The organism is Cyanobium sp. FACHB-13342 (assembly GCF_014697415.1).
GTDB lineage: Bacteria > Cyanobacteriota > Cyanobacteriia > PCC-6307 > Cyanobiaceae > Cyanobium_A.
The window spans coordinates 40,860-67,316 of sequence record NZ_JACJRT010000014.1; the positions used below are offsets into that span (position 1 = coordinate 40,860).

The following is a 26,457-nucleotide window of genomic DNA, read 5'->3' on the forward strand; positions in this document are numbered from 1 at the left end:
CCGCGTGGATCTCCAATCGGCAGGCGTGATCCTCAGACTTCTCAATTTGGTCGCGCTGGCCGACGGAGGGGTCTCCCTTGAAGAAGAAAATCTGCTGCAATCGCTGAGTGAGCAATACAAACTGCAGGCCAAATTCGTCACCTGGGAAGATCAGGTATCCGATCCATCCTCCATCGAGGAACTGGCCGTACTGGTGAAGCCGGACCAACGGGAACTGGCCATGAAAACCGCGGTGATGGTGGCTTCGGCATCCAGACAGCCGCAGGACGATGCCTTCATCTGCGACGAGGAGAACGCCATCTTGAACCGCCTGGCTAAAGGCCTGGGACTGAGCCCGGAGCAACGCAGCGCCATCGAAGCCGAAGCGGCCCAAGCACTGGAGAAGCAACCCAATCTCTGGCAGGTGCTCTACTCCGTCTTCGGGCATCGTTTCGACTGGCCAGGCCAGGGATGAAACCCGCCGCTGAGGAGTCCTACGTCGTCGGCACGAGTGAGGCTGAGCTCGCACGGCTGCTGCGCCAGCACGCCCTGTTCCGCCCAGCCTGCATGGAGGCCTGGCGGAAGGCAGGCGTGGCACCAGGGCTGCGGGTCCTGGACGTGGGTGCCGGGCCTGGCGCGGCGGCCCTGGACCTGGCGGCCCTGGTGGGTCCGGCGGGTTCGGTGGTGGCCGTGGAGCGCAACAGCCGCTTCGTGTCCCATGGCCAGACCAGGGCCAGGGCCAGCGGCCTGGCCCAGCTCGAGGTGCTGCAGGCCGATCTGCTGCGCGACCCCCTTCCCGCTGGCCCCTTCGATCTGATCTGGTGCCGCTGGGTCGCCGTCTACCTCGAGGATGGCGCCCGACTCGTGGAGCGGCTCGTGCCCTTGCTCGGGCAAGGCGGCCGGATGCTCTTTCTGGAAACGATCGACTGGACAACCCTGGCGCTGCATGGCAGCGATGCCGGCACCACTGCCGTGGCTGGCTTCGGGCGCGGGGTGGATCGGGCCATTGCCGCCTCCGGCGGCGATCCCGTGCTGGCCAGGCGGCTGCCCGGGCTCCTGGCGGCGGCGGGGCTCCAACTGGAAGTGCTGGAACCGCTGGTACTGGGTGGGGACGCGGCGGTGACCGAATGGCTGGCCGACGTGATCGCACTGATGGGGCCGGAACTGGTGCGCCAAGGGATCTGGACCGAGCAGGACCTCACGGCAGCCCGCGCCGCGCTGCAACGGGCGCAGAACCAGCCCGGCTGTTATGCCGTCGGCCCCCTGCAGCTGTGGATCCAGGCCAGGCGTCCCTAACCGGGGACCGCTGGAATCAGCCCGGCAGCCTCGAGCTCTGGGATGAATCCAAAGGCTGTGGGATCGCTGAGTCGGTCGGGGAACAGCACGCCATCGAGATGGTCGCACTCGTGCTGGACCACCCGGGCATGGAAGCCCTCCACACAACGATCGACGGGCTGACCATCAGCATCGATCCCCTGGTAACGCAACCCTCGCCAACGGGACACCCGCCCCCGCAGCCCCGGCACGCTCAGGCAGCCCTCCCAACCCTCGTCGCGCTCCGGACCCAGGGGGGTGAGCACCGGGTTGATCAACAGGGTGCGGGGGATCGCCGGGGCATCGGGGTAGCGCGGATTGGGCCCTCCGCCACCGAACAGCACCACCCGCAGCGGCACACCGATCTGGGGTGCGGCCAGGCCGGCGCCGCTGCAGGCCGCCATCGTGTCCTCCAGATCCACCATCAGCTGCCGTAGGGCTGGATCCGCCACATCCACCACGGGCTGGGCGCATCGGCGCAGACAGGGATCACCCAGCCGCAGAACGGTGCGTACCGCCATCAGGCCCAGCCCAGGCCACCCACCAGCGGCCACCAGCCATCGGCTGCCGCCAGCTCGGCATCGCTGAGGCCCGCGCAGCGGCGCACCTCGGCGGCCTGGCTGTCGAGCAGGCTGGCGTGCAGCTCCTCCCCAAAGGCCTGGCGCAGCACGGCACTGGCGGCGAAGGCGGCTGAGGCCTCGGCCAAGCGCGCGGGCAACCGCACGGCCGCACCAGCCGGCAAATGGGCCGGATCGCCGCTCACCGGCGGCGGCAGGGGCCGGGCCTGATCCAGCCCCGCCCCTGCAACGGCCTGCACGGCCGCCAGCAGCAGGTAGGGATTGGCCGCCAGATCCGCCACCTTGAGCTCCAGGTGGGCAGCGGCACCATCGGCAGCGGTGGGGATCAGGCGCAGGGCCGCCTCCCGGTTCTCGATGCCCCACACCTGAAAGGGCGCCGACCACGACCCTGGCGCCAGGCGCCGGTAGGAGATCTCCAGGGGACAGGCCAGGGCCAGCAGGGCCGGCAGCTCCTCCAGCAGGGCCGCCAGCACGGCGCCACCCGCATCGCTGAGCCCACCGGGGCCGCCGCCCCCCTCCAGCAGCGGCAGGCCATCGCGCTGCAGGCTCAGGTGCAGATGGCCCCCATTGCCCACCCGCTCCAGGCTGGGCTTGGGACTGAAACTGCAGCGCCAGCCAAAGCGGCGCGTCACCCGCTGAATCACGAGCCGGGCGTGCACCAGCCGGTCGGCCGCCTCCAGGGGCGTGCCCGGAGCGAGCGCGAGCTCGAACTGCCCGGCCCCGTATTCCGGGTGGAACTGCTGCCAGGGAATGCCGGCGGCCTCCAGCCCATCGAGCAGGGCCGTGGCGTAATCCAGACCCTCCATCAGCCGATCGGCGCCGTAGGGGCCACCGGGGAAGGCCGGTTGGGGCTCGGCATCGGGGCGATGGCTGGCCACCAGCCACTCCAGTTCGAAGCCGGCCCGCAGCTCCACGCCGGCCTGGTGAAGCTGCTCCTGCTGCTGGCGACAACGGTGCCGTTGATCCCCTGCGTAGGGCTCGCCGGAGCGCTCGAAGCGCTCCCCTGGCGCCCAGGCCCAGCCGCTGGCGGGCTCCAACAACGCCAGGGCCGCGGCATCGGCCCGCAGACGCAGGTCCCCATCGGGGCAGGCCAGGCGATGGACCGGATCGATGGCGCCATCGGCGCGGAAGGCATCCGAGACGGGCGAAAAGCCCACCCCCACGGCCGCAGCCGCATCGAAGCAGGCCAGGGGCACCACCTTCACCAAGGGGGCACCGGCATGGTTGACCCAGGTGATCGCCACCCAGCGGATGCCCTGATCGGCGAGGGCGGCAACCGGCGGCGACAGGGGCTTCGACACGGACCAACCGCGGCACTGCGGCCATGATTGCCCCGGCCGGCGTTGCCCGCATGGAGGAGGCCCCCCATGGAACTGGATCCCCTGCCGACCTGGTGGCAGCCCGGCGCCATGGCCCTGCTGCTGGTGGATCTACAACAGGGCACCTGCGGCGATGCTCAGCCACGGCCGCGGCCGGCCTTTGATGGCCAGTTCCGCACCCACACCCTGCCCGCCGCCCAAGGCGCCCTAGCGGCGGCGCGCCGGAGCGGGTTGGAAGTGATCCACACGGTGATGGCCAACCTCACCGCCGACGGCCGTGACCGCAGCCTTGACTACAAGCGCTGCGGCATGGGCTTCCCCCCCGGCAGCCGCGCCGCCCAGGTGATCCCCGAACTGGCGCCATGGGCCGATGAGCTGGTGCTGGCCAAGAGCTCGTCGTCGCCGTTCAGCTCCACCACGCTCGATTACCTGCTGCGCAACATCGGCATCCGCACCCTGGTGGTGATGGGCCTGCTCACCGACCAGTGCATCGACCACACGGTGAAAGACGCCGCCGACCGGGGCTACCAGGTGGTGTGCCTGACCGACGCCTGCCAGGCCGAGACGCCGGAGCGGCATAGGGCGGCGCTGGATTGCTTTCGCGGCTACGCCGCATTGCTGAGCGTCGACGCCTTCACCGCACTCCTGAAGCGTGCTGGCTGAAGGCGTCCTGCCTGGAGCCAATCGGGGCTCAGCCTCCCATCTGGTCGCCGAGCTTCTCGGCCACGGTGTTCACGTCCTTGTCGCCGCGGCCCGAGAGGTTGAGCACCACTTCGGTGCCGGGGGCGAGGGTGGGGCAGAGCTTCTCCAGCCAGGCGAAGGCGTGGGCCGTTTCCAAGGCGGGGATGATGCCCTCCAGGCGGCACAGCAGCTGCAGGGCTTCCAGGGCCTCGGCATCGGTCACGGCGCCGTATTCAGCCCGGCCGATGGTTTTCAGGTAGCTGTGCTCGGGGCCCACACCGGGGTAATCGAGACCGGCACTGATCGAATGGGCCTCCTGCACCTGGCCCTCCTCGTCCTGCAGCAGCAGACTCATGGCGCCATGCAGCACCCCCACCCGGCCCTCGGTGATGGTGGCGGCATGGCGGCCGGTGGCCACACCATCGCCAGCGGCCTCCACCCCCACCAGGCGCACGGCGGTGTCCTGCACGAAGGGGTGGAACAGGCCCATGGCATTGGAGCCACCGCCCACGCAGGCCACCAGCACATCGGGGTTGCGGCCGAAGGCCTCGTGGCACTGGCGCTTGGTTTCCTCCCCAATCACGGCGTGGAAGTCGCGCACCAGCATCGGGAAGGGATGGGGGCCGGCCACCGAACCCAGGATGTAGTGGGTGGTCTCCACGTTGGTGACCCAGTCGCGGATGGCTTCGCTGGTGGCGTCTTTGAGGGTGGCGGTGCCGGCGGTGACGGGCTGCACCGTGGCCCCCAGCAGCCGCATGCGGAACACGTTGAGGGCCTGGCGGCGCATGTCCTCGGCGCCCATGTACACCACGCACTCCAGGCCAAAGCGAGCACACACGGTGGCGGTGGCCACGCCGTGCTGGCCGGCACCGGTTTCGGCAATGATCCGCTGCTTGCCCATGCGCAGGGCCAGCAGCGCCTGGCCGAGGGCGTTGTTGATCTTGTGGGCACCGGTGTGGTTGAGGTCTTCCCGCTTCAGCCAGATGCGCGGGCCGCCCTCAGGCCGGCGGTAGTGCTCCGTGAGCCGCTCAGCTTCATAGAGCGGATTGGGGCGCCCCACGTAGGTGCGCAGCAGGTGGTTGAGCCGGTCGGTGAAGGCCGGATCCTTCCAGGCCTCAGCGGCCGCCTGCTCCAGCTCCGCCAGGGCCGGGATCAGGGTTTCCGGCACGTACTGGCCTCCGAACTGGCCGTAGCGGCCGAGGCTGTTGGGGCGAGCCGCCAACTCCAGGGCGGCAGGATCGACGCCGCTGGCTACGGAGATGGGAGGGACGGTGCTTGTCACCGGTGGCTAGGCGCAGTGAGGCAAGCCTAGGGAGGCAGCTCTCAAGGAAGGATCAACCGTAGACCGGGAAATGCCTGGCGATAGCAACGCTCATCTCTGGTGAGCAGTCCCGTGGACTCCAGAAGAGCATGGGCCCCGATCAGAAAATCAGGAAGGATCATCGTGCGCTGGCCACCGCGCTGGCGGTAGTCAGCGTGGGCCATAGCGGCGAGGAAGGAGGCCTCGCGGGGAATCGGCCGATAGGCATAGAGGTGCTGCGGCAGAAGCGCATCCACCGCCTCGATGGCGTCGCTGGCAAAGGCGGCACCGTCAAAGACGGCGTGATCGAGCCGCAGGGCGACCAGGTGGCCCCGGCTATCTCAGCCTTGGAGCAGGCCGGCTACAGGCCAAAGCAGGCGGGGGGCTGGGCACGCAGACCCAAGCCCTTACAGACCACACATCTTGACGCGCCTTTTGCAAAGCATCATGATGTCTCTGGCTGAAAGGTGATTTGTGCGCACCACGCTGACCCTGGACGACGATCTCGCCGCAGAACTCAATCGCACAGCTCGCCTATCAGGGCGAAGCTTCAAAGAGGTAGTGAATGCGGTGATCCGCCAAGGGCTGTCGGCCGGGCAACATCCCCCTGCAACCGATGATCGGCCGTTTGTGGTGCAGCCCCAGTCCTGCGGGTTGCTGCCGGGCATTGATCCGTTGCGGCTCAACCAACTGCTGGATCAACTCGAGGTCGAGCAGTTCTCAGTTGTCCAGAAGACCCAGGGGCAGCCTTCATCGTGATCATTCCCGATGTCAATCTGCTGGTGTATGCCTACAACTCCGACGCCCCCCACCATCAGCAGGCCAAGACGTGGTGGGAGCAGGGCGTTCGCGGACGCCAGCCCGTGGCGATCCCATGGGTTGTGGCCCTGGGCTTTCTGCGGATCATGACCAGCCGGGCTGTGCTGCCGCGGCCCATGGGCGTTGGAACAGCCCTGGGCCATGTGCGCTCCTGGCTGGATCAGCCGGCGGTGCTGCTCCTCCAGCCAGGCCCGCGCCACCTCGGCATCCTGACGAGCTTTGGCGAAGCCGGCGTGCTCACTGCGGCCCTGATGACCGATGCCCACATCGCCGCCCTGGCCATCGAAAACCAGGCCACCGTGCACTCAAACGACAGCGACTTCAGTCGCTTTCCTGGCCTGCACTGGACCAATCCACTCAACGACGTCAGGCCAGCCGGCGCCCCACCTGGCTGACATGGGCTCGCAGGTCGGCGGGCAGCTCATCGATCGCCTCCATCAGGCCCAGGCGATCGGGATGGCTGAGCTGGTGGCCAACCAGCCATACAGCCACACCGAACAGCGAAACCACCGTGGTCTTCAAAGCCTGGACCATCTCCTGTGCAGGACCCGCCCCTCCTCCAGCTCGAAGCGCACCTCGGCGTGGGACAACAGCCCGCACTGCTCACGGATCGCCTGGGGGATCGTGACCTGGCCCTTGCTAGTGATGCCTACTCGTGTCGGCCGCCTGTCCAAGATCAGACTCCGCTGCAGAGACCCAGATTTCGACATGGCCAAAGGCGGCTGGCAGGAATTCAGCAGGCCGGAGAGCCTCGAGCGCGGCACGGCCAGCGGCCCGCCTGGCGGGCCCACCCCCAAGGCCCAGCAGCGGGTGCGGGTGCAGCGCACCAAGGCGGGCAAGGGCGGAAAGATGGTGACGGCGATCACCGGCCTGGAAGCGCCTGAAAGCGAGCTGAAGACCCTGCTGAAACAGCTCAAGGCCGCCGCCGGCACTGGCGGCACCGTGAAAGACGGGGTGATTGAACTGCAGGGCGACCAGGTGGCACCCGCCTTGGTGGCACTGGAGAAGGCCGGCTACAGGCCGAAGCAGGCGGGGGGCTGATCCAGTGCCAAGCACCAGCCCGAGGCCGTATGAACCGCTGCGCAAATGCCGGGTGGCCTGGCAAGGGCTTCGCTTCGCTCTGCGCGACAAGGGCGTGGCCTACACCCTCGTGGTGTCGTTGATCCTTCTGGCGATTGCCTTCACCCAGCGGGCCTGGGCCGATCTGGAGCTGCTGCTGGTGGCCACAGCGCTGGTGCTAGCCAGTGAACTGATCAACACCGCGATCGAAGAGCTCTGTGACTATGTGCAGCCCGAAGCCACCCCACAGATAGGTGCCACCAAGGACATCGCCGCGGCAGGCGTGGGGGTGTGCGTGCTGGCCTGGGCGGGCGTGATCCTGCTGGAGACCTGGCGGCTGCTGATCTCAGGCCACAGCTGAACAAGCGAACCTTTGCCGAGTTGGATACTGGGCCAACCAGCGCGCAGTTCAACCGATGTCCGCCCCCACGGTTCCCTACGGCGAACTCACCAACCAGGGAGCCTCCACCAACATCGCCTGGCACCACACCACGGTGGACCGGGCAGCCCGGGCCGAACAGCAGGGCCACCGCAGCGCCATCCTCTGGTTCACGGGCCTGAGTGGCTCCGGCAAAAGCACCCTAGCCAACGCCGTGAACTCCGCCCTGTTTGAGCGGGGACTCAGCTGCTACGTGCTGGATGGCGACAACATCCGCCACGGCCTCTGCAAGGACCTGGGCTTCTCCGACGCCGCCCGCGAGGAGAACATCCGCCGCATCGGCGAGGTGAGCAAATTGTTCCTCGATGCGGGCGTGGTGGTGCTCACCGCCTTCGTGTCGCCGTTCAAGGCCGACCGCGACAAGGCCCGCGCCCTGGTGGACGCCGGCGACTTCATCGAAATCCACTGCGCCGCCGATCTCGCGGTGTGCGAGCAGCGCGACACCAAGGGGCTCTATGCCAAGGCCCGGGCCGGCGAAATCAAGGAGTTCACCGGCATCTCCAGCCCCTATGAAGCCCCCGAGCAGCCCGAGCTGCGGGTGGACACCGGCGCCCAGAGCCTGGAGGATTCGGTGGCCGTGGTGCTCAGCTATCTGGCGGGTCAGGGCGTGATCCCGCAGGCGAGCTGACCACCGGCACCTCAGCGGAGCGGAGCTGGTCGCCCCAGGCATCGAGGAAGGTCTTGGCACAGCTGGCCACCGGCACCGCCAGCACCAGGCCGAGCAGATCCCCCAGGCCCAGCAGGCTGCCCAACCGGGCCCCCACCGGCAGGCTGATCAACAGCCAGGCCGGCTGCAGCCCCACGATCCGCCCCATCAACCGGGGCTGGATCACCTGGTCCACCACCTGGCCCACGCTGATGGCCGCGGCCAGCACTTCCAGGCCCGTGCGGGGATCATCCAGGGCGAGCAGCACACTCACCACCACGATCGTGAGGGCACTGGCGTAGGGCACCAGGGTGGTGAAACCGATCGCCACCGCAAACAACACCCCATAGGGAATTCCCAGCAGGGTGAACACCACGATCTGGGCCAGGCTCAGAATCAACGCCAGCACCACCTGGCCGGCGAAATAGCCGCGGAAGGTGCGGTTCAAGGTGGCCACCACCAGCTCCCGCACCCGCGGCGGCAGCCACTGGGCCAGGCCGGCACTGATCCCCTCACCGCCGAGCAGCAGAAACACCGCCAGCACCAGCACGATCACGGTGTTCACCGTGAGGCCCACGGTGGTGCCCAACAGGCTGAGCAGCTGCTGGCTGAACTGGCGGGCGAGCTGGCTGGTGCGGGTGAGCAATTCGCTGCTGAGGTCGCCGAAATCGGTGGGCAGACCCCGCGCCACCGCCCAGTCCTGCAGCTGCTGCAACAGGGTTTCCCCCTGGGCCAACCAGGCGGGCAGGGCCGTGATCAGCTCGCCCAGCTGCTCGATCAGCCGGGGCACCAACCAGACGGCGGCCAGACCGATCAGGCCCACACTCACCCCCACCACCAGGGCGTAGGCCAAGCCCCGCGGCAGACCCCGGCCCATCAGCCAGCGGCTGGGCAGATCGAGCAGAAAGGCGATCAGGGCCGCCGCCACAAACAGGGCCGGGAAGGGGGCCAGGGGCTGCAGCAACTGGCGCAGCACCCAGAGATTGAGCACCAGCAAGGGCAGGGCCAGGCCAGCCTTCAACCAGGGGGGCAGGACGAGCCGCTCGAGCATCAGCCCATCTGCGCGAGATAGGCCTGGCTACCCAGCTCCTGGAGGCGGGCGTCCTTGGCCGTCACCTGGGCGTGCAGCTCGCTCCGGTAGGCCGTCAGGGCCTCGGCGAGGGGGGCATCGGCCGTGGCCAGAATTTGCACCGCCAGAAGCCCGGCGTTGGTGCCGTTGCCGATGGCCACGGTGGCCACGGGGATGCCGGCGGGCATCTGCACGATCGAATGGAGCGAGTCCACGCCGGAGAGGGCCCGGCTCTGCACCGGCACGCCGATCACCGGCAGGGTGGTGAGGGAGGCCACCATCCCGGGCAGGTGGGCCGCTCCGCCGGCGCCGGCAATGATCACCTTCAGGCCTCGGCCGGCGGCCTGCTGGGCAAAATCCACCATCTCCAGCGGCGTGCGGTGGGCCGACAACACCCGCACCTCCACGGCCACACCGAAGCGCTGCAAGAGCGCCACCGCCGGCTGCATCGTGGGCAGGTCGGAGTCGCTGCCCATCACCACGGCCACGCGGGCGATGGCGTGGGGTTCAGCAGAGCCTGGGGAGGGAAGGGCAACCACACAGGCGCAGGCGGAGAATGGCATTCTCCCGTCTGGCGGCCCTTCTGCCCATGCGCTGGCTCAGCAACGTTCGACTGGCCCAGGCCCGGCGCTGCAGCCACGGGGGCCAGCAGCGCTGGCGCATCGGCCTCAACGACGACAACCTGATCGCGGTGGTGGAGCCCCTGCCGGACGGCAGCCGGGCCGCCGGCGACGACTGGGGCGGCGACTGGCTCAGCCCAGCCGGGGTGGACCTGCAGATCAACGGCGGCCTCGGGCTGGCCTTCCCCGAACTCGGCGAGGCCGACCTGCCGCGGCTGGGGGAGCTGCTGGAGCGGCTGTGGCGCGATGGCGTGGAGGCGATCTGCCCCACCCTGGTGACCTGCGCTGTGGGGCCGCTGCGCCAGGCCCTGGCCGTGCTGGCAGCAGCCCGGGAGGCCCACCGCCCGGGCCGCTGCCAGCTGCTGGGAGCCCATCTGGAGGGCCCGTTTCTGGAGCCCACGCGGCGCGGCGCCCACCCCGCCCAGCACCTGGCCAGCCCGAGCCTGGCGGCCCTGCTGGAGCGCATCACCGGCTTCGAAGACGACATCGATCTGGTGACCCTCGCCCCCGAGCTCGAGGGCGCCGACACGGTGATCGCCGCCCTGGCGGAACGGGGCATCGTGGTGAGCCTGGGCCACAGCGCCGCCAGTGAAGCCCAGGCCCACGCCGCCTTCACGGCGGGGGTGACGATGCTCACCCACGCGTTCAATGCCATGCCCGACATGCACCGGCGGGCACCGGGACCGGTGGCGGCGGCCGCCCTGCGGGGGGACGTGGCGATCGGCCTGATCGCCGATGGCGTGCACGTGGCGCCCACCATGGCGGTGCTGCTGCAGCGGCTGGCCCCGGAGCAGGTGGTGCTGGTGAGCGATGCCCTGGCCCCCTACGGCCTGGGGGAGGGCCAGCACCGCTGGGATGAACGGCTGCTGATCGTGCAGGACGGCAGCTGCCGGCTGGAGGATGGCACCCTGGCGGGCGTGACCCTGCCCCTGCTGGAGGGGGCGCGGCGCCTGGCGCAGTGGACGGGCGATCCGGCCCGGGCCATCGCCGCCGCCACCGTGGTGCCCCGGCGGGTGCTGGGGGATGACCGCACCCTGCCCGAGCTGCTGCTGGGCACACCGCTGATCGAGACCCTGCGCTGGCACGACGGATCAGAGGGCCTGATCTGGCGGCGACCCGGCCTGGAGGCCACTGCCTAGGATCCGCGCCACGACCGGAAGTTCCATGTCCCCCGAGCAACTGCTGGAAGCCAACCAGGCCGAGAAACTCGAGGTGAAGGGCTACTTCGAAACCACCGGCTTCGACCGCTGGAATCGCATCTACAGCGACAGCGACGACGTCAACCGGGTGCAGCGCAACATCCGCATTGGCCACCAGAAAACCGTCGACAACGTGCTGGCCTGGCTCGAAGAGCAGGGCAACCTGGAGCAGCACAGCTTCTGTGACGCCGGCTGCGGCGTGGGCAGCCTGACCCTGCCCCTGGCCCAGCTGGGGGCGGGCTCAATCGCCGCCTCCGACCTCTCCGCCGCCATGGTGCAGGAGGCGGAGCGCCGGGCTGGCGCAGCGGGCATCGCCCCGGGCCGGATCAGCTTTCTGGCCTCGGATCTCGAAAGCCTGAGCGGCCGCTACGACACGGTGATCTGCCTGGATGTGTTCATCCACTACCCCCAGCAGCCCGCCGAGGCGATGGTGCGCCACCTGGCCTCGATGGCGGAACAGCATCTGATCGTGAGCTTTGCCCCCTACACGCCGCTGCTGGCCCTGCTCAAGGGCATCGGCCAACTGTTCCCCGGCCCCAGCAAGACCACCCGCGCCTACACCCTGCGCGAGGCCGGCATCGTCAAAGCGGCCGAGGAGGCGGGCTTTAAGCCGATGCGCCGCAGCCTCAACAAGGCCCCCTTCTACTTCTCCCGGTTGATCGCCTTTGAGCGAAAGGGAGCCTGAGCCTGGGAGCGGGCCTTCAACCCACCCCCCGATCAACCCACCACCCGAAAGGTGAGGTTGAGCCGCTCCTGCTGAAGCCGCAGCCGCCGGGGCAGGGCGTGCTGCCACCACAGCTGGGTGGGCGGCTCCATCAGCAGCAGATCGCCGTTGCGCAAGGGGAGGTTGAACGGAGTGCAGCCGCTGCCGTCACTGCCAAGGCCCATGCTGTAGCCCACCGGCGAGGTCAGTCCAGAAGGCCTGCGGGGGCTGGGCTGGGGCCGCAGGCGCAAGTCGCGGGGGGCCCCCAGGCTGAGGGAGGCGATCGGCGCAGCGCCATCGAGCTCGGGTTCGTCATCGGCGTGCCAACCCATGGCGTCGCGGCCATCGCGATAGCGGTTGAGCAGCAGGGAATTGAAGCGCCACCCCGTGAGCTCCTGCAGCGCCTGGCGCAGCGCGGCGGCGGCCGGCGACCAGGGCTCAATCACGTTGGCCAGGCCGCTGTAGCGGTAGCCGCAGCCGGGATCGGCCATCCAGCAGGTGAGCCGCGGCAGCAGGTGACGGCGGCCGTAGAGGGTGATCGCCTCCTGCTTCCAGGGCACCTCGTCCCGCAGCGCCCCCAGGAGCTCGGCCGCCCGGGCCGGGGGCAGCCAGGCGGGCCAGTGGCGCAGCCGCAGCCCGGGCCGCTCGATTAGGCGCTCAGCCATCGGCAGCACCCCGCAGGAGCTCAGGCAACGGCGCCTCCAGCTCCAGCAGGCCGCCATCGGGGCAGGCCAACCGCAACCGGTGGGCATGCAGGTGGTAGCCACCATCCCCCGGCAGAGCCTGATCGAGCGCCAACCCGCCCGGGGCATAAAGCGGATCACCCAGCAGCGGAGCCCCGGCGGCGGCGGTGTGGATGCGGATCTGGTGGGGACGCCCCGTGGCGATCGTGACCTCCACCAGCCAGGCGCGATCAGCCCGTTCCAGCAGGCGCAGCGTGCTGCAGGCCGGCAGGGCAGCGGGATCCGTCGGAGCCGCGGCCCAGATGGTGCCCAGGCGCCGATGGGGACAGCGGCCAATCGGCGTAGTGAGGCTGAGCTGGTGGTCGGGCTCCAGGGCCAGCAGGGGGGACGCGGGCGCCGGGGGCACAATCAGGGTCCGGTAGGTCTTGCTGCAGGGCCGGGCAGAGGCGACTGGATCGCGGCCCGCGGCGGTGCTGTCGCGTAGCTGGGCGCTGAGCCAGGCGCGGCTGCCGGAGCGGCGCGCGCACACCAGCAGGCCCGAGGTGAAGCGCCCCAGGCGATGCACGGGCCGGGCCTCGGGCCAGCGGGCCTGGAGCTGGGCCAGCAGGGTGTGCGCGAGGAAGCCCCCGGCCGGCAGCACCGGCAGGCCACTGGGCTTGTCGAACACCAGCAGGTCGCCGTCGTCGAACAGGGGGCCGGGCAACACCGGCACGGCGGGCTCCTGCCAGGGGGGCCGATGCCAGATCAGCTGATCCCCGGCTGCGAGGGCGACATCGGCCTGGAGCCTCTGACCGTTCCTGTCGATCTCCCCGGCGGCGAGCCGTTGTTGCCACACCTGGGCACCGGAGTGGCCATAGCGGGCGGCGTAAAAGGCGCTGACCCACTGGCCGGCATCCGCCGGGGCCACGCGGTCGCGGTAGGCATGGCCCCGGTTCAAGGCCGCCGGGAGCTCAGTCCACAAGACGGTTCAGTCCCCGCAACAGATCAGTCGACAAGACCGTGCTCGAGGGCGTAGCGCACCAGCTCGGTGCGGCTGGCGGTGCCGGTTTTGATGAACAGGCGGCTGACGTACTTCTCGACGTTGCGGATCGAGGTTTCCAGGCGCCGGGCGATTTCCTTGTTCATCATCCCCTCGGCCACCAGCTGCAGCACGCTGGCCTCCCGCGGCGTGAACACGTGCTCCGGCGCCGTGGCGAGCTTCTTGGTGCCGCCGGTGGCGAGCAGGGAGCGGATTTCGGTGATCTGCTTGGACAGCTGGCCGATGTCGGCGTCGGCAAAGCGGGCCGCCTCCGCCAGCAGGCGCTGCTGGCGCTTGACGACGTTGTTCACCCGCGCCACCAACTCATCCGGGTCAAAGGGCTTGGGGATGTAGTCGTCGCAGCCGGCCTGGAAGCCGGTGACCCGATCGGCCGTCATGCCCTTGGCGGTGAGGAAGATCACCGGCGTGCCGCCCAGGCGCTCATCGGCCCGCAACTTCTGGAGCAGCCCGTAGCCATCGAGGCGGGGCATCATCACGTCGCTGAGGATGACGTCCGGCAGCATCTCCTGGGCCACGGCCCAGCCCTCTTCGCCGTCGTTGGCGGTGGTGACAGCGAAGCCCTCATCCTCCAGGTAGGCCTTCACGGCCGTACGCAGGCCGGGTTCGTCGTCGACCAGCAGCAAACGCACGGGCGTGGCCTGGGCGGGATCGGGTTCAACAGTCATGGGCGCAAGTCTGCAGGCTCTCAGCGGGGGCGTCCAGGCACGATCTGCTCGGATTCCCGCAGGGTGCCGCTGTAGCCCAGCTGGCGGGCCAGAGCCGCCAACCCGGCCGGATCCTTGCCCGCCTGCTCGGGGAAGCAGGTGGCCCACCACACCAGGTGGTCGATGCGGTTGGCGGGGGTGATCGCGCCGCCGGGGTTGAGTTCGCGCAGGAAGAGGTAGGCGCCATTGCTGGTGACCCGCATCGGCGCGGCCGGGCTGCAACGGATCGTTTCGCTGCGCACCTTGACGTCGTTGGGCTGCTCATCCCAAAACTTGATCCGCCACAGGCCGGGGGTGTCGCGATCGGCCACGGCGCCGTACACGCCAATGGCCTGCTTGCCCCCCAGGCCGGGGCGCTCCTCCAGCAGGATCAGGCCAGGCGGGCGGGCATCCTCGGGCCGCACCCCGCCCCCCTCGGCCCAGGCCGCGGGATTGGTTCCGGCAGCAAGGGCCGCCGCGCAGGCCAGCGGCAGCACCCAACGCAAGGCTGTTGGCAACATGGAGTCCTGCAGGCCTGTCCATGCTCGCCTACCTCGACCACCACGCCACCACGCCCTGCGATCCGGCGGTGGTGGCGGCGATGGCCCCCTGGTGGAGCGAGCACTGCGCCAACCCGGACAGCCGGCTCTACCGCCCGGCCCTGGAGGCCGCCGCCGCCGTGGAGCAAGCCCGGGGCCGGATCGCCCGGACCCTGGGAACCATCCCGGAGGCCGTGATCGTCACCAGCGGCGCCACCGAAGCCAACAACCTGGCCCTCAAGGGCTGCTGCGAGGCGGCCCTGGACTCTGGCAGCCCCAGGCGGCGGTTGGTGAGCCTGGTGAGCGAACACCGGGCCGTGCTGGATCCCCTGGCCTACCTGGGCCGCCATGGGTTCCCGGTGAGCCTGGTGCCGGTGCAGGCCGATGGCCTGGTGGACCTGCACCAACTGGAGGCGGCCCTGGGGGACGACACCCTGCTGCTGAGCGTGATGGCCGCCAACAACGAGATCGGCGTGCTCCAACCCCTCGCCGCCATCGCGGCCCTGTGCCGGAACCGGGGGGTGCTGCTGCACGTGGACGCCGCCCAGGCCGCCGGTCACATCCCCCTGGCCATGGACGCCCTGGGCATCGACCTGCTCAGCCTCAGCGGCCACAAGTGCTACGGGCCCAAAGGGGTGGGGGCCCTGCTGGTGCGGCCGGAGCTGCGGCTGGCCCCCCAGCTCCACGGCGGCGGCCAGCAGGAGGGGCGCCGGGCCGGCACCCTGCCGGTGCCCCTGGTGGTGGGGTTGGGCGAGGCGCTGGTGCGGGCCGAGGCCGACCGGGAGGCGCGCAGCGCCCGGCTCGGGGCCCTGCGCGACCAGCTCTGGACGGGCCTGCGCGACCTGGGCGGCGTGGAGGTCAACGGGGTGGCCCCCGACGGCGCCGGGGCCCCGCGGCTGGCCCACAACCTGAACGTGACCGTGCAGGGCGTGGACGGCACCCAACTGCACCGGCGGCTGCGCCGCCAGCTGGCCGTGAGCAGCGGTTCGGCCTGCAGCCAGGGATCCCCCTCGCCCGTGCTGACGGCCCTGGGCCGCAGCCGCACCGAGGCCGCCGCCTCAATCCGCTTCGGGCTGGGACGGAGCACCACCGCCGAGGACATCGACCTGGCGATCACGGCGGTGGCGGCGGCGGTGCGAGAGCTGCGTCTCAGCGCGTAAGCCAGAGGAAGCCCACCACCCCCACCAGCGCCAGCAGGGCCTGGGCCAGCCGGCTCACCAACATGCCGGCCACCACCGCAAAACCCACCAGCAGCGCGCGGCCCGGAGCGCCCCGGGCCGCCAGTCCCTGGGCCAGGCTCGCCCCCAGGAACGGGCCCAGCAGCACCCCCAGCAAGGGCCCACCCACCGGCAGGGCCGGCAACAGACCGAGCACCCCCACCACCAGACCCAGGCCCGCCCCAAGAGCGGCCCAGCGGCTGGCCTGGAGCCGGGCAGGGCCAAGCACCAGGGCCAGGGCCTCGGTGCCCCAGCCGAGCACCAGCAGCACCCCCGCCAGCAGCAGCGGCGGCCAGCCAGCGCTCCAGCCCACAGCACCAATCCACACCAGGGCTCCGAGGGGCAAGAGGGCCAGACCCGGCAACACCGGCAGCAGGGCGCCGGGAATCGCCAGCAGTTGGATGGCGAGGGCCAGCCACCAGAGCAGCGAAGCCGGTTCCATCAAACCCCTACAGGCGGGATGCGCCCTGCTGTCTCCATCGCTACCGTCCGGTCCATCTGCCCATGATCATGGCCCTCACCCCTTCCGGCGACAGTCGCCTGCGCGTTCTCCAGGCCGTGGAAGATGGCTGGGGTGCCTTCTGCCGCGCCCCCTGGACCTTCCTGCTGTTCCAGGCACTGGCCGGCCTGATCCTGCTGCCCTTTGCCGCCCTGGCCGCCGTGGGCGGCGCCCGCCTGGCGGAGGTGGATGAACTGATGGCCGTGCACCCCGCCGGCGCCTGGGTTGCCCTCCTTGTGGGCGTGATCGGCTACGTGATCGTGGCCCTCTGGACCGTGGTGGGGCTCACCCGCGGCGCCTGGCTGAGCCTGGAGGGCCGCAAGCCCTGCTTCGCCGACTTCACCCGCTGGGATCGGCCCGCCAGTGCCCGCCTGCTGGGCTCCCTGATCCTGCTGGCGATCCTGGTGGCGGTGGCCGGTGCCATCGCGGCCCTGATCGGCGCTGGGCTGGGGATGGTCAACCAGGCCCTCGCCGTGATTCCGATGATCGTGGTGGCCGTCTTCTTCATCTGGTTGCTGGTGACCCAGAAGTTCCTGATCCAGGTGGCGCTGCTGGGCACCTCCCGCGCCACCCAGACGATCGGCTCAGGCGTGAATGTGGTGAACCCCAGCTGGTGGATGGTGCTCTGGCTCGGCATCGTCGAGGGCATCATCCACAGCATCGGCGCCCTGTTCAGCTACGGCGGCCTGCTGGTGGTGGTGCCCCTGGTGCTGTGCATCTCCACGGCGGCCTTCCGCCAGCTGTTCGGCGCTGAAGACCGCACCGGCCTGATCGGCCAGGGCTGAGGCCCAGGGCGATGGGCCCTAGCGGCGCCGGGCCAGCCGGAACTTGGCAGAGCGGCTACGCGGATTGCGCTCCTGCTCCTCCGCAGAGGCGATCAGGGGTTTGCGGGTCACCCGCTCCAGCCGTTCATCGCCGAGGAAGGCGGTTTTCACCCGCCGATCCTCCAGGGAGTGGAAACTGATCACCCCAAATAGGCCGCCGCGGGCCAGCCAATCCGGCGCCTGATCCAGCAGGGTGTCCAGCGCCGCCAGCTCATCGTTCACGGCGATGCGTAGGGCCTGGAAGGTGCGGGTGGCCGGGTGGATGCGGCCCCGCCGTGCTGCTGGCGGATAGCACCCGGCCACCGCATAGGCCAGGGCGGCGGTGCCCGGAAAGGGCCCTTCGCTGGCCAGATGGTCCTTGATCCGGCGGGCAATGCGGCGGGACAGCCGCTCCTCCCCATAGGCATAGATCAGATCGGCCAGCTCGCCCTCCTCCAGGCGGGCGAGCAACGCGGCGGCAGTCTCGCCCGCCTCGGGGTTCATGCGCATGTCGAGGGGGCCATCGCTGCGGAAACTGAAGCCCCGCTCCGCCCCGTCCAACTGGGGACTGCTCACCCCCAGATCGGCCAGCACCGCCAGCACCGGTCCTGGGGGCGTGTACGCAGCGAAATTGCTGGCCACGATGGTGACCCGCTGTCCAAAGGGGGCGAGGCGCGCGGCGGCGGCGGCCCGGGCCAGGGGGTCCTGGTCCAGGCCCACCAGGTGCAGCTGGGGATGGGCCTCCAGCAGCAGGGCACTGTGGCCGCCACCACCGAGGGTGCAATCCACCAACACCCCCCCACCCTGGGCCGCCAGCAGGGGGGCCAGCCCGGCGAAACCAGCCACCACCGGCTCCGCCAACACCGGCACATGGTCAAAGCCAGGGAGATCGGCCATGGGTCGCCCTAACGCCGGCGATGGGGAGAAGCCCAGCGGGCCAGCCTCTCCCCCAGGGCACCGCACTGGCGCTGCCACCAGGTTTCGGAGCGCCGGAAGCGGCGGCACAGATCCGGCAGGTCCCGTTCCAGCTCGGGATGGTCCAGGGCCTGCAGGAGGGTCTGGAGGGCACCCAACTCCTGCCCGGATCCTTCCCCATCCGCCGCCGCAAACAGGCAGAAACAGCGGCCAATCTCCAGCCGCTGGGCGGGATTCTCCAAGGCAGCGAGGCGGGTGGCAATCCGGCCCAGATCGGGAGTGCCCTGAAGACTGATGCCCTGGCGTTGCTGGTCGGAGAGATTCAACCGGGCCAGGCAACTGGCGTAGAGCTCCCATTCCTCCTGGTCGAAGCGGCCATCGGCGAGGCTGACGGCCAGCGCTCCCTCCAGGATCGCCAGGCCCAGCGCACTGTCCTCCAGGGAGGAGGGCATGGCGGCCACCAGGCTGTCCACCAGCTGCTCGCGAACCCGGGCGGCCCGCTGGCGACGGGAGGCCAACAGCCAGTGGGCCAGGGCGCCGGCAGGACGACCCAGCAGCCGTTGCAACAGGGATAGCCGGGGCCTGCCCATGGATCCAGCCGCGGCTCAGAGCGTCAAGCCAGCCTAGGAGCCGGAACTCTTTCCTAAGATCCCGTCGAAGCTTTGCAGGCCACGGCCCCATGACGCAGCTGGAGACGCGCACGGAGCCGATGGTGGTCAACTTCGGCCCCCACCACCCCTCGATGCACGGGGTGCTGCGGCTGGTGGTGACCCTCGACGGCGAGGACGTGGTGGATTGCGAGCCGGTGATCGGCTACCTGCACCGCGGCATGGAGAAGATCGCCGAGAACCGCACGAACGTGATGTTCGTGCCCTACGTGAGCCGCATGGACTATGCGGCCGGCATGTTCTACGAGGCGATCGTGGTGAACGCCCCCGAGCGGCTGGCCGATGTGCCGGTGCCGAAGCGCGCCAGCTACATCCGCGTGCTGATGCTGGAGCTGAACCGCATCGCCAACCACCTGCTCTGGCTGGGCCCCTTCCTGGCCGATGTGGGTGCCCAGACGCCGTTTTTCTATATCTTCCGCGAGCGGGAGATGATCTACGACCTGTGGGAAGCGGCCACGGGCCAGCGGCTGATCAACAACAACTACTTTCGCATCGGCGGCGTGGCCGCCGACCTGCCCTACGGCTGGCTGGAGAAGTGCCTCGACTTCTGCGATTGGTTTGGCCCCAAGATCGACGAATACGAAAAACTGATCACCAACAACCCGATCTTCCGCCGCCGCATCGAAGGCCTGGGTGTGATCACCAAAGAGATGGCGATCAACTGGAGCCTCTCCGGCCCAATGCTGCGGGCCTCCGGGGTGCCCTGGGACCTGCGCAAGGTGGATCACTACGAGTGCTACGACGACTTCGACTGGACCGTGGCCTGCGAACAGGAAGGGGACTGCTACGCCCGCTACCGGGTGCGGGTGCAGGAGATGCGCGAATCCCTCAAAATCCTGCGCCAGGCCTGCGCCATGATCCCCGGCGGTCCCACCGAAAACCTCGAAGCCCAGCGCATGGCCGAGGGCAAGGGCGGCCCGTCATCGGCCTTCGACTTCCAGTACGTGGCCAAGAAGGTGGCGCCCACCTTCAAAATCCCCAGCGGTGAGCTCTACACCCGGCTGGAATCGGGCAAGGGCGAAATCGGCGTCTACATCCAGGGGAACGACGACGTCACCCCCTGGCGCTTCAAGATCCGCGCCGCCGACTCCAACAACCTGCAGATCCTGCCCCACATCCTCAAGGGGGCCAAGGTGGCCGACATCATGGCCATCCTCGGCTCCATCGACGTGATCATGGGGTCGGTTGACCGCTGATTCCAGCGCCTGGTTGTTGCTCTGCCGCACGGTGCGCTTCGGCGACACCGATGCGGCCGGAGTGATGCACTTTCACCAGCTCTTGCGCTGGTGCCATGAGGCCTACGAGGAGAGCCTGGAGCGCTTCGGCCTAGCTGCTGGCGACGTCTTCCCGCGACCGGGCGAGAGGCTGGCGGTGGCGCTGCCGATCGTGCATTGCAGTGCCGATTTCCTGGCGCCTCTGGCCTGCGGCGATCCCCTGGCGATCCAACTGGAACCCCGCCGCCTCGACCCCGGATCCTTCGAGGTGCACTACGGCTTCCGCAGTGGCGACAAACAGGTGGCCCGGGGGTTGACCCGCCATCTGGCCATCGGCGCCGACACCCGCCAGCGCTGCCCCCTGCCGGCAGCCATCCAACGCTGGCTGGAAGCCTCGAGCCTGGGCCAGGGGGTTCAGCCCCTCTAGGGCCGGCGGAACACGTACAGCAGCGCCGCCAATTGCAGCGGCAGCAGGGCTGCCAGCAGGGCCAAGGGATGCAGGCCCTCCTGGGGCATGGCCGCTGCCGCCAGAACGCTCAGCACGGCCGCCGCCAGCAGGGGCACCAGATTGGTCAGTCGCGCCCTGGCCATGGCTGGCTCAGAACCACTCTTTCTGACCATCCAGGTACTGGGCCTGGAATTCCGCGTCCGTTTTGGTGAGGTAGATGATTCCCTCGATCAAGCCAATCACCCCCATCACGAAACTGGCGAGGCCACAGGTGACCACACCACCCGCGAGCGACACCACCAGCATGATGATGGCGGGTTTGTTGTAGCCCAACACAAACTTGTGCACCCCGAAGGCACCCAAAAAGATGCCGGTGAGACCCGCCGCCAGCTTCTTGTTGCTGATTTCGGTGTCAGAGAGGGTCGACATCGGCCGCTGCGGATGTTGGGGTCTGCACCGCTTCTAGCTCGCCAACCCAGGCCCGCCAACGGGTGCGTTGCCATTTACCCAGCGCTGTCGGAGCCAGCTCCGGGCACAGGAGCCAGCGCCAGGGACGCTCCGCCGGGGCCCAGCTCGCACACAGGGCCTCCAGGGCAGTGTGCAGCTCCGGCCAGGGGAGCGCACCAGGAGATGGCCGCACCAGGGCCACCAGCCGCTGGCCCCAGTCGAGATCGTCCACCGCCAGCAGCAGCAACGCCTCCACGGGCAGCTCTACTGCCTGAGCAGCCGCCCGCAACCGGGCTTCCAACGGCTCGGGAAACACGGTTTCCCCGCCGCTGTGAATGGCGCTGTCGAGGCGTCCCAACAGCTCCAGCCCCGCCGGTCCCAGCCGGCCGGCATCGCCGCTGCGCCACCAGCCCTCCGCCGTCCGGGGCAGGGGGCGCAAGGTGCCGTGCTCCAGCCAGCCCGGACTGAGACGCCCGCAGGTCACCTCCACGGCCCCTGATGCGGCCAGCCGCAACTCCACATCAGCAAGGGGCGCACCGCAGCCCGCCACCCCCGCCAGAAACCGCTCGGGAGGAAGGGCGCACACCATGGCGGCCGTTTCCGTGGCGCCGTAGCAAGGGGCCAGCCGCAGCCCGGCCTGGCGCGCCTGCGCGGCCAGCTGGGGGGGCAACGGCGCCCCACCCACCCAAACCACCGCCAGCTGCTGCAACCAGGCCACCCCCTCCGGAGCCGCCATCAACCGCTGCAGCTGGGTGGGCACCAACGACAGCAGGGCCGGACGGCCGGGATCCAACGGCACGGCGGCCGCGACCTGGGTGGGATCCCGCATCCAGGCCGGGTCGAGGCGCCGGTGGCCGGCGCCCCACTGCTGGGCCCGCACCCAGGGCAGCAGGCCGCTGACGTGGTGCAGCGGCAAGGGGTTGAGATGCAGGCAGGCCCCGGGCTCGAGCCCCCGGGCCTCCAGCCAGTGGCCGCTGGCCACCGCCGCCGCCTGCAGATGGGCCAGGGGCTGGAGGCACCAACGGCGCTCCCCGCTGCTGCCGCCGCTGCCCAACACCACCCCGGGGCCCCACTGCCGGAGCAGGGGACCGAGGCCCCCAGGGCCCACCGCCGCCGCCAGCGCCTCCTGATCGCGGCGGGCCGGGCCGGCCAGCGCCACGATCTGGCCGGAGGCCCAGAGCTGTTGGAGCTGCTCGGGCGTCATGGGGCCTGGGCTCCGGTGATTGGCGCGGCGGACCAAACCACTTCAGGATCCCGGCTGGCCAGGCCCCCGGGCGCCTGCCAGCCGGGTGCCAGGCCGGGCGCCACGGGCGTGGGGCCCTCGGCCTGCAGGGCGGCCAGATGGTCCAGCCAACGCCGGGCAATGCCGGTTTCAAAGGCCGTGCTGACCATCAACCGCGGAGCGCCCTGCTCCAGGGCCGCCAGCAGCGGCCGGGGGTCCCCTTCCTGGCTGGGCCGGCGCACCTGCCACCCTGGCCAGCTCTGGCGCAGGGCGGGCTGCCGCTGCAGCGATTCATCGAGGGCCACCGGCACGCGCTCAGCCAGGGCCGCCAGCCCGGCCTGATCGGCGGGATCGAGGGGCTGCTCCAGCCACTGCAGCCGGGGCTCATCCGCCAGCCGCTCGGCCCAGGCCGTCGCCGTCGCCCGGGACCAGCCGCCATTGGCATCGAGGCGCAGCTGCGCCGCCGCCGGCAGGCGCTGCAGCAGCTGCTCGAGCACCGCACGCTCCAGGGAATCGGCCACCACAGCCACCTTCCACTTGACCACGGCTGCCGGCCCGCTGCGATCGAGGGCCTCCAGAGCCGCCGGCCCGGCCGGCAGCAACCGGGCCGAAGCCGGTGCCGCCAGCCAGCGGCGCCGCGGCAGGCCAGCCAGCTCGGCCAGGGCGCCCCCCAAGGCGAAGGCCAGGGCCGGTGGCAGGCCGCCGGTCGCCAGGGCGGCCTCCAGACCCTCACGGGGCTGGGCGGAGCCGAGAGCAGCGATCGCCGCAGCCAGCGGGTCCAGCGGCCCATCCAGAGGGGCCGCCTCGCCCCAGCCCAGCTCCCCCTGGGGCCCCTGGGCCCGCAGCAGCCAGCCACGCCGCTGGCGCACCGTGCCCGCCGCCGTGGCCAGGGGCTGGGGCAGGGCAAAGCCAAAGGGCCGCCACTCCAGGCGGATCAGGCCGGCCACCAGCGCCCCAGGGCCAGTCCCAACGCCAACCCCAACCCATTGAGGGCCTGAAAGCGCAGGGCCAGAAACTTGCTGCTGCTGATCCGCCCGGCCTCGTGGTGGTGCTCACGCAGCAACCGGATCAGCCGGCGGGCCGGGGGCAGGCCGGCGATCCCCAACAGGGCCGTCAAAGGCCAACGCTGGGCCACCGGCCCCACCAGCACGGGCGCCCACTGCAAGGCCAGGGTGCCGGCCACAAACCAGGGGACCAGCGCCGCCGCCGGGCCCGTCCCCAGGTGCACCACCGGCGATCGCTTGCCGTTGGCGGCGTCCTCCTCCACCTGGTGGAAATGGGAACAGAACAGCACCAGGGTGGTGGCGAGGGCGGGGCCGCTGCCCAGCATCAGGGCGGTGCGCCAGGGCACCGCGGCCCCAGCCGCCGCAGGGGCCAGGGCCAGCAGACCGGCGGCGGTGGCCAGGGGGCCGAAGGCCAGCCAGCACAGGGGTTCCCCCAGGCCCTGGTAGCCCAGGCGGAACGGGGGGCCCTGGTAGAGGTAGCCCAGGCCGCAGCAGCCCAGCACCAGGGCCAGCACCACCGGCGCGCTGCGCCAGGCCACCAGGGCCATCAGCGCCAGGCCCACCAGCAGACAGCCATTGGCCCACCAGGCCACCCGGTCGCGGCGGCCGGTGAGGTTCACCAGCGAATGGGGCTTGCCGTGGGTGTCGACGCCGGTGTCGGCGTCAAACACATCATTGGCCAGGTTTTCCCAGGCCAGCAGCAGCACCGCCGCCAACAGAAACAGCAGCAGCTGCTCGACCCGCACGGGCTCGGCCCGGCCAAAACGCCAGCCGGCGGCGAGCAGCACGGGCATCACCGCCACCGCGTACATGGGCCATTTGATCGCCGCCTTCCACAGCCGGCGGCGGTCGGAGGGAGGGGCCCCATCGGGGGGGGCATCCGGATGGCTGGCGTAACGGCTTGCGACGACCTTGGGCACAGGGATGGGGGCCGCAGACGGCAGCCACTGCTGGGCCCATACATTTGAGCAGCTCTTCGTCGCGGCCCCGCCCCCTTCTGGTGCAGGCCTCCCATTCCTTCACCGAACCCTCGGGTGATTCGTTCACCCACCTGCTGGCCCTCGCCAACGCCCAGGCGCGCCAGTTGGAGGAGGACGGCGTGCTGAGCCTGGCGCTGCCCCTGGCCGGCGGCGACCCGATGCTGCTGCTGCCCCAGCTCGAACCCACCGCCGGCGACGGCTTCCGCTTTCTCTGGGATGGAGCGCCGGGGCTCTGCATCGCCGCCGCCGGCCGCACCAACAGCCTGGAGCTGAGCGGCCCCCGACGCTTCGAGCTGGCCCAACGCTTTGCCAGTGCCAGCCTCAGCCGCCTGGCCGCCGCCCCCCTGGGGCCGCCCCTGGCCCGCCCCCGGGTGCTGCTGGCCTTCGCCTTTTTCGATGCGCCCCTGCAGAGCGAACCGGATGGGGTGCCGGGCGTGCAGGCCGTGCTGCCCCGCTGGCAACTCAGCCGCCAGGGCCAGCATTGCTGGCTGCGGCTGCAGCGCCCCATCGGCGGCGGGGTGACACCCCGGCAGCTGGCCGAGGAGCTCTGGGAACAGGCCCGCAGCCTGGAGCGGCTGGTGGCTGATCCGAGCAGGCCCGATCGGGACGCCCCCGGGGGGGTGGGCCTGCGCTGGAGCTCCAGCTGGCAGGAGCGCTACCGCTCCGCCGTGGAGGAGGCCCTGGCCCGGGTCGAGCGGGGCGAACTGGAAAAAGTGGTGCTGGCCGTGCGCCAGGAGCTCCGCCTCGACGCCGCCCCCGACCCCCTGGAGCTGCTGGCCCCCCTGCGACGCCATCAGAGCGGCAGCTGCCGCTTCCTGTGGCAGCAGCGCCAGGGAGCCGCCCTGATCGGAGCCTCGCCCGAACGGCTGCTCACCGTGCGGCAGGGCCAGCTGCGCAGCGATGCCCTGGCCGGCACGGCCCCCGCCGGCGACCAGGCCACGGCCCTGCTGCACTCCAGCAAGGACCGCCACGAACACGAGTTGGTGGTGGACACCATCACGGCGGTGCTGAGCCAGGCAGGCCTCAGCCCCCGCCGGCCACGCCACCCGCGCCTGGCGCGCCACGGCCAGCTGGTACACCTGCACACGCCGATCACGGCAGCCCTGGGCGCCCAGCAACCCCTCACCATCGCCGCGGCCCTCCATCCCACCCCGGCCGTCGCCGGGCTGCCGCGGCGCGAGGCCATGGCCTGGCTGCGCAGCCTCGAACCCTTTGAACGGGGCCACTACGCCGCGCCGATCGGTTGGATCGACAGCGCCGGCGACGCCGACCTGCGGGTGGCCATCCGCAGCGGCACCCTGCGGGGCGATCGGCTCGAACTCACGGCCGGGGCGGGCCTGGTGCGGGGCTCCACGGTGGAGCGGGAGCTGCAGGAAGTGGCCCTCAAGCTGGGGGTACTGCAGCAGCAGCTCAACCTGCCGGCTCAGCTGCGCAGCAACCGCTCCATCGTCTGATCCGCCAGGGGAATCCCCGCCAACCGCTCCACCTCCCGCACCCCGGTGGGGCTGGTGACGTTGATCTCACTGAGCCGGCCATCGATCACGTCGATGCCCACAAAGAACAGGCCTTCGGCCCGCAGCGCCGGCGCCAGCTCGGCACAGATGGCCCGTTCGGCCCCACTCAGCTCGGTGGCCTCCGGAGAGCCACCCACCGCCAGGTTGCTGCGGAACTCTCCGCCGGTGGGCTTGCGGTTCACCGCCCCCAGGGGCTCCCCGTCCACCAGCAGGATCCGCTTGTCGCCGGCGCTCACCCCCGGCAGGAACGCCTGCACCATCACCGGCAGTTGCTCCTGAGCGGTCACCAGCTCGAGCAGGGCCCGCAGTCCGGGGGTGGCTGCGGAGGCAAACACCACCCCCTGGCCAGCCCGGCCGCCCAGGGGTTTGAGCACCACCTCCCGGTGCTCGGCCGTGAAGGCGGCCAGCGCCTCCACCCGGCTGGCCACCAGGGTGGGGGCCATCAGGTGGCTCCAGCGCAGGGAACTGAGCTTCTCGTTCCAGGCCCGCAGGGCGGAGGGGCGATTCAGCACCCGCACCCCCTGGCGCTCGGCCAGCTCCAGCAGGTGGGTGGCGTAGAGGTAGGCCTCATCCACCGGCGGATCCTTGCGCATCCACACCCGCGGAAAGGCGGTGAGGGGGCAGCGCTGGGGGGCTCCCAGGGCATACCAGGGATCGCCTGCCTGGAGCTCGAGGGGCTGGGCCACCACCCAGGCGCCGTGGCCCCCAGGGGCCTCCGCCGCGGAGAGGTCGGCCATGGTGCACACCCACACCTGCTCCCCGGCCCGCTGGGCCGCCTGCATCAGGGCGACGCTGGAATCCTTGGCGGGGTTGAGCCGCGCGATCGGATCGATCACGAACAGTTGGGAGGCCACCAC

Annotated in this window: 35 protein-coding genes; 16 read left to right on the forward strand and 19 right to left on the reverse strand. The window is 70.5% G+C overall.

The annotated features are described in order from the left end of the window. Window positions 1-4: 4 nt before the first annotated feature. Both H6G16_RS10690 and H6G16_RS10695 read left to right on the forward strand, forming a co-directional pair. Window positions 5-454, forward strand: coding sequence for a TerB family tellurite resistance protein (locus H6G16_RS10690; RefSeq protein ID WP_190390308.1), 450 nt, complete (start codon window positions 5-7; stop codon window positions 452-454). Beyond that, window positions 451-1,275, forward strand: coding sequence for a methyltransferase domain-containing protein (locus tag H6G16_RS10695; RefSeq protein WP_190390309.1), 825 nt, complete (start codon window positions 451-453; stop codon window positions 1,273-1,275). The genes H6G16_RS10690 and H6G16_RS10695 overlap by 4 nt, the downstream gene beginning before the upstream one ends. Here H6G16_RS10695 and H6G16_RS10700 read toward each other — a convergent pair. Then, the gene (locus tag H6G16_RS10700) at window positions 1,272-1,814 is read right to left on the reverse strand and encodes a peptide deformylase (RefSeq protein WP_190390310.1); all 543 of its coding nucleotides are present in this window, start codon (window positions 1,812-1,814) and stop codon (window positions 1,272-1,274) included. The two genes, H6G16_RS10695 and H6G16_RS10700, sit on opposite strands and share 4 nt — an antisense overlap. Next, complete coding sequence (locus H6G16_RS10705) at window positions 1,814-3,172, reverse strand: glutamine synthetase (RefSeq protein WP_347238867.1); 1,359 nt, start codon at window positions 3,170-3,172, stop codon at window positions 1,814-1,816. Before H6G16_RS10705 ends, H6G16_RS10700 begins: the two co-directional genes overlap by 1 nt. Before the next feature lie 66 nt (window positions 3,173-3,238). Here H6G16_RS10705 and H6G16_RS10710 point away from each other — a divergent pair, with 66 nt between their 5' ends. Beyond that, a complete protein-coding gene (locus H6G16_RS10710; RefSeq protein ID WP_242036373.1) occupies window positions 3,239-3,853 on the forward strand; it encodes an isochorismatase family cysteine hydrolase in 615 nt (204 codons plus the stop codon). 28 nt (window positions 3,854-3,881) lie between these two features. On the opposite strand, the gene trpB is transcribed toward H6G16_RS10710, so the two are convergent. After that, window positions 3,882-5,153: a tryptophan synthase subunit beta gene (gene trpB / locus H6G16_RS10715; protein WP_190390311.1), complete on the reverse strand. Its 1,272-nt coding sequence runs from the start codon at window positions 5,151-5,153 to the stop codon at window positions 3,882-3,884. Window positions 5,154-5,281: 128 nt separating this feature from the next. Between trpB and H6G16_RS13145 the strand changes: the two genes are divergently transcribed. The 3 genes from H6G16_RS13145 to H6G16_RS10730 are packed head-to-tail and all read left to right on the forward strand — an operon-like array spanning window position 5,282 to window position 6,385. After that, complete coding sequence (locus H6G16_RS13145) at window positions 5,282-5,635, forward strand: translation initiation factor (RefSeq protein ID WP_242036374.1); 354 nt, start codon at window positions 5,282-5,284, stop codon at window positions 5,633-5,635. A gap of 10 nt (window positions 5,636-5,645) precedes the next feature. Then, window positions 5,646-5,930, forward strand: coding sequence for a CopG family transcriptional regulator (locus tag H6G16_RS10725; RefSeq protein ID WP_190390312.1), 285 nt, complete (start codon window positions 5,646-5,648; stop codon window positions 5,928-5,930). After that, window positions 5,927-6,385: a TA system VapC family ribonuclease toxin gene (locus H6G16_RS10730; protein ID WP_190390313.1), complete on the forward strand. Its 459-nt coding sequence runs from the start codon at window positions 5,927-5,929 to the stop codon at window positions 6,383-6,385. Before H6G16_RS10725 ends, H6G16_RS10730 begins: the two co-directional genes overlap by 4 nt. Here H6G16_RS10730 and H6G16_RS10735 read toward each other — a convergent pair. Continuing rightward, the gene (locus H6G16_RS10735) at window positions 6,357-6,524 is read right to left on the reverse strand and encodes a hypothetical protein (RefSeq protein ID WP_190390314.1); all 168 of its coding nucleotides are present in this window, start codon (window positions 6,522-6,524) and stop codon (window positions 6,357-6,359) included. The genes H6G16_RS10730 and H6G16_RS10735 overlap by 29 nt on opposite strands. Before the next feature lie 174 nt (window positions 6,525-6,698). Between H6G16_RS10735 and H6G16_RS10740 the strand changes: the two genes are divergently transcribed. The 3 genes from H6G16_RS10740 to cysC are packed head-to-tail and all read left to right on the forward strand — an operon-like array spanning window position 6,699 to window position 8,116. Next, on the forward strand, window positions 6,699-7,031 hold the full coding sequence (locus H6G16_RS10740) for a translation initiation factor (protein ID WP_190390315.1): 333 nt from the start codon (window positions 6,699-6,701) through the stop codon (window positions 7,029-7,031). Window positions 7,032-7,035: 4 nt separating this feature from the next. Next, complete coding sequence (locus H6G16_RS10745; protein WP_190390316.1) at window positions 7,036-7,410, forward strand: diacylglycerol kinase; 375 nt, start codon at window positions 7,036-7,038, stop codon at window positions 7,408-7,410. 55 nt (window positions 7,411-7,465) lie between these two features. Continuing rightward, window positions 7,466-8,116 (forward strand): adenylyl-sulfate kinase, encoded by a 651-nt coding sequence (gene cysC, locus H6G16_RS10750; RefSeq protein ID WP_190390317.1) that lies wholly within the window; start codon window positions 7,466-7,468, stop codon window positions 8,114-8,116. Here the strand turns inward: cysC and H6G16_RS10755 are convergent. Further along, window positions 8,073-9,185 carry an AI-2E family transporter gene (locus H6G16_RS10755; protein WP_190390318.1) on the reverse strand — a complete coding sequence of 371 codons (1,113 nt, stop codon included), beginning with the start codon at window positions 9,183-9,185 and terminating at the stop codon, window positions 8,073-8,075. The two genes, cysC and H6G16_RS10755, sit on opposite strands and share 44 nt — an antisense overlap. Then, window positions 9,185-9,691 (reverse strand): 5-(carboxyamino)imidazole ribonucleotide mutase, encoded by a 507-nt coding sequence (gene purE / locus H6G16_RS10760; protein WP_347238878.1) that lies wholly within the window; start codon window positions 9,689-9,691, stop codon window positions 9,185-9,187. The genes H6G16_RS10755 and purE overlap by 1 nt, the downstream gene beginning before the upstream one ends. 101 nt (window positions 9,692-9,792) lie before the next feature. On the opposite strand from purE, the gene H6G16_RS10765 reads away from it, so the two are divergent. Further along, window positions 9,793-10,962 (forward strand): N-acetylglucosamine-6-phosphate deacetylase, encoded by a 1,170-nt coding sequence (locus tag H6G16_RS10765; RefSeq protein ID WP_190390516.1) that lies wholly within the window; start codon window positions 9,793-9,795, stop codon window positions 10,960-10,962. A gap of 25 nt (window positions 10,963-10,987) precedes the next feature. Beyond that, window positions 10,988-11,707: a magnesium protoporphyrin IX methyltransferase gene (gene bchM / locus H6G16_RS10770; RefSeq protein WP_190390319.1), complete on the forward strand. Its 720-nt coding sequence runs from the start codon at window positions 10,988-10,990 to the stop codon at window positions 11,705-11,707. Window positions 11,708-11,739: 32 nt separating this feature from the next. Here the strand turns inward: bchM and H6G16_RS10775 are convergent, their stop codons facing one another. Genes H6G16_RS10775 through H6G16_RS10790 form a run of 4 tightly spaced genes read right to left on the reverse strand, consistent with a single transcriptional unit; the run spans window position 11,740 to window position 14,648 of the window. Next, window positions 11,740-12,390: an alpha-ketoglutarate-dependent dioxygenase AlkB gene (locus H6G16_RS10775; RefSeq protein WP_190390320.1), complete on the reverse strand. Its 651-nt coding sequence runs from the start codon at window positions 12,388-12,390 to the stop codon at window positions 11,740-11,742. Next, on the reverse strand, window positions 12,383-13,369 hold the full coding sequence (locus H6G16_RS10780) for a pseudouridine synthase (protein WP_242036376.1): 987 nt from the start codon (window positions 13,367-13,369) through the stop codon (window positions 12,383-12,385). Before H6G16_RS10780 ends, H6G16_RS10775 begins: the two co-directional genes overlap by 8 nt. A gap of 23 nt (window positions 13,370-13,392) precedes the next feature. Then, a complete protein-coding gene (locus tag H6G16_RS10785; protein ID WP_190390321.1) occupies window positions 13,393-14,112 on the reverse strand; it encodes a response regulator transcription factor in 720 nt (239 codons plus the stop codon). 20 nt (window positions 14,113-14,132) lie between these two features. Then, the gene (locus tag H6G16_RS10790) at window positions 14,133-14,648 is read right to left on the reverse strand and encodes a hypothetical protein (RefSeq protein ID WP_242036377.1); all 516 of its coding nucleotides are present in this window, start codon (window positions 14,646-14,648) and stop codon (window positions 14,133-14,135) included. Between the two features lie 23 nt (window positions 14,649-14,671). On the opposite strand from H6G16_RS10790, the gene H6G16_RS10795 reads away from it, so the two are divergent. After that, the gene (locus H6G16_RS10795; protein WP_190390323.1) at window positions 14,672-15,829 is read left to right on the forward strand and encodes a cysteine desulfurase family protein; all 1,158 of its coding nucleotides are present in this window, start codon (window positions 14,672-14,674) and stop codon (window positions 15,827-15,829) included. Here H6G16_RS10795 and H6G16_RS10800 read toward each other — a convergent pair. Next, window positions 15,819-16,328, reverse strand: a complete 510-nt coding sequence (locus H6G16_RS10800; protein WP_190390324.1) for a DUF456 family protein — start codon at window positions 16,326-16,328, stop codon at window positions 15,819-15,821. The genes H6G16_RS10795 and H6G16_RS10800 overlap by 11 nt on opposite strands. A gap of 68 nt (window positions 16,329-16,396) precedes the next feature. Here H6G16_RS10800 and H6G16_RS10805 point away from each other — a divergent pair, with 68 nt between their 5' ends. Beyond that, window positions 16,397-17,170 carry a hypothetical protein gene (locus H6G16_RS10805; RefSeq protein WP_190390325.1) on the forward strand — a complete coding sequence of 258 codons (774 nt, stop codon included), beginning with the start codon at window positions 16,397-16,399 and terminating at the stop codon, window positions 17,168-17,170. Window positions 17,171-17,188: 18 nt separating this feature from the next. On the opposite strand, the gene rsmH is transcribed toward H6G16_RS10805, so the two are convergent. Both rsmH and H6G16_RS10815 read right to left on the reverse strand, forming a co-directional pair. Next, on the reverse strand, window positions 17,189-18,085 hold the full coding sequence (gene rsmH, locus H6G16_RS10810) for a 16S rRNA (cytosine(1402)-N(4))-methyltransferase RsmH (protein WP_190390326.1): 897 nt from the start codon (window positions 18,083-18,085) through the stop codon (window positions 17,189-17,191). An 8-nt stretch (window positions 18,086-18,093) separates the two neighbouring features. Beyond that, window positions 18,094-18,693, reverse strand: a complete 600-nt coding sequence (locus tag H6G16_RS10815; protein ID WP_190390327.1) for a TerB family tellurite resistance protein — start codon at window positions 18,691-18,693, stop codon at window positions 18,094-18,096. An 89-nt stretch (window positions 18,694-18,782) separates the two neighbouring features. On the opposite strand from H6G16_RS10815, the gene H6G16_RS10820 reads away from it, so the two are divergent. Both H6G16_RS10820 and H6G16_RS10825 read left to right on the forward strand, forming a co-directional pair. Next, a complete protein-coding gene (locus H6G16_RS10820; RefSeq protein ID WP_190390328.1) occupies window positions 18,783-19,967 on the forward strand; it encodes an NAD(P)H-quinone oxidoreductase subunit H in 1,185 nt (394 codons plus the stop codon). Then, entirely contained in the window at window positions 19,957-20,412 is a 456-nt protein-coding gene (locus H6G16_RS10825) for a thioesterase family protein (RefSeq protein ID WP_190390329.1), read from the forward strand. The genes H6G16_RS10820 and H6G16_RS10825 overlap by 11 nt, the downstream gene beginning before the upstream one ends. Here the strand turns inward: H6G16_RS10825 and H6G16_RS10830 are convergent. From H6G16_RS10830 to menA, 5 genes are read right to left on the reverse strand one after another with little or no spacing between them, the layout of a single operon-like run. Further along, entirely contained in the window at window positions 20,409-20,576 is a 168-nt protein-coding gene (locus H6G16_RS10830; RefSeq protein ID WP_190390330.1) for a hypothetical protein, read from the reverse strand. The two genes, H6G16_RS10825 and H6G16_RS10830, sit on opposite strands and share 4 nt — an antisense overlap. Window positions 20,577-20,583: 7 nt before the next feature. Further along, complete coding sequence (locus tag H6G16_RS10835) at window positions 20,584-20,862, reverse strand: TM2 domain-containing protein (protein ID WP_190390331.1); 279 nt, start codon at window positions 20,860-20,862, stop codon at window positions 20,584-20,586. After that, on the reverse strand, window positions 20,846-22,084 hold the full coding sequence (locus H6G16_RS10840; protein WP_190390332.1) for an AMP-binding protein: 1,239 nt from the start codon (window positions 22,082-22,084) through the stop codon (window positions 20,846-20,848). The genes H6G16_RS10835 and H6G16_RS10840 overlap by 17 nt, the downstream gene beginning before the upstream one ends. Continuing rightward, a complete protein-coding gene (locus H6G16_RS10845) occupies window positions 22,081-23,049 on the reverse strand; it encodes an enolase C-terminal domain-like protein (protein ID WP_347238868.1) in 969 nt (322 codons plus the stop codon). Before H6G16_RS10845 ends, H6G16_RS10840 begins: the two co-directional genes overlap by 4 nt. Then, complete coding sequence (gene menA / locus H6G16_RS10850) at window positions 23,037-23,918, reverse strand: 2-carboxy-1,4-naphthoquinone phytyltransferase (protein ID WP_242036394.1); 882 nt, start codon at window positions 23,916-23,918, stop codon at window positions 23,037-23,039. Before menA ends, H6G16_RS10845 begins: the two co-directional genes overlap by 13 nt. Before the next feature lie 239 nt (window positions 23,919-24,157). Between menA and H6G16_RS10855 the strand changes: the two genes are divergently transcribed. Beyond that, window positions 24,158-25,540 (forward strand): isochorismate synthase, encoded by a 1,383-nt coding sequence (locus H6G16_RS10855; RefSeq protein ID WP_242036395.1) that lies wholly within the window; start codon window positions 24,158-24,160, stop codon window positions 25,538-25,540. On the opposite strand, the gene gshB is transcribed toward H6G16_RS10855, so the two are convergent. Next, the gene (gene gshB / locus H6G16_RS10860; RefSeq protein WP_190390519.1) at window positions 25,510-26,454 is read right to left on the reverse strand and encodes a glutathione synthase; all 945 of its coding nucleotides are present in this window, start codon (window positions 26,452-26,454) and stop codon (window positions 25,510-25,512) included. The two genes, H6G16_RS10855 and gshB, sit on opposite strands and share 31 nt — an antisense overlap. Window positions 26,455-26,457: the final 3 nt, after the last annotated feature.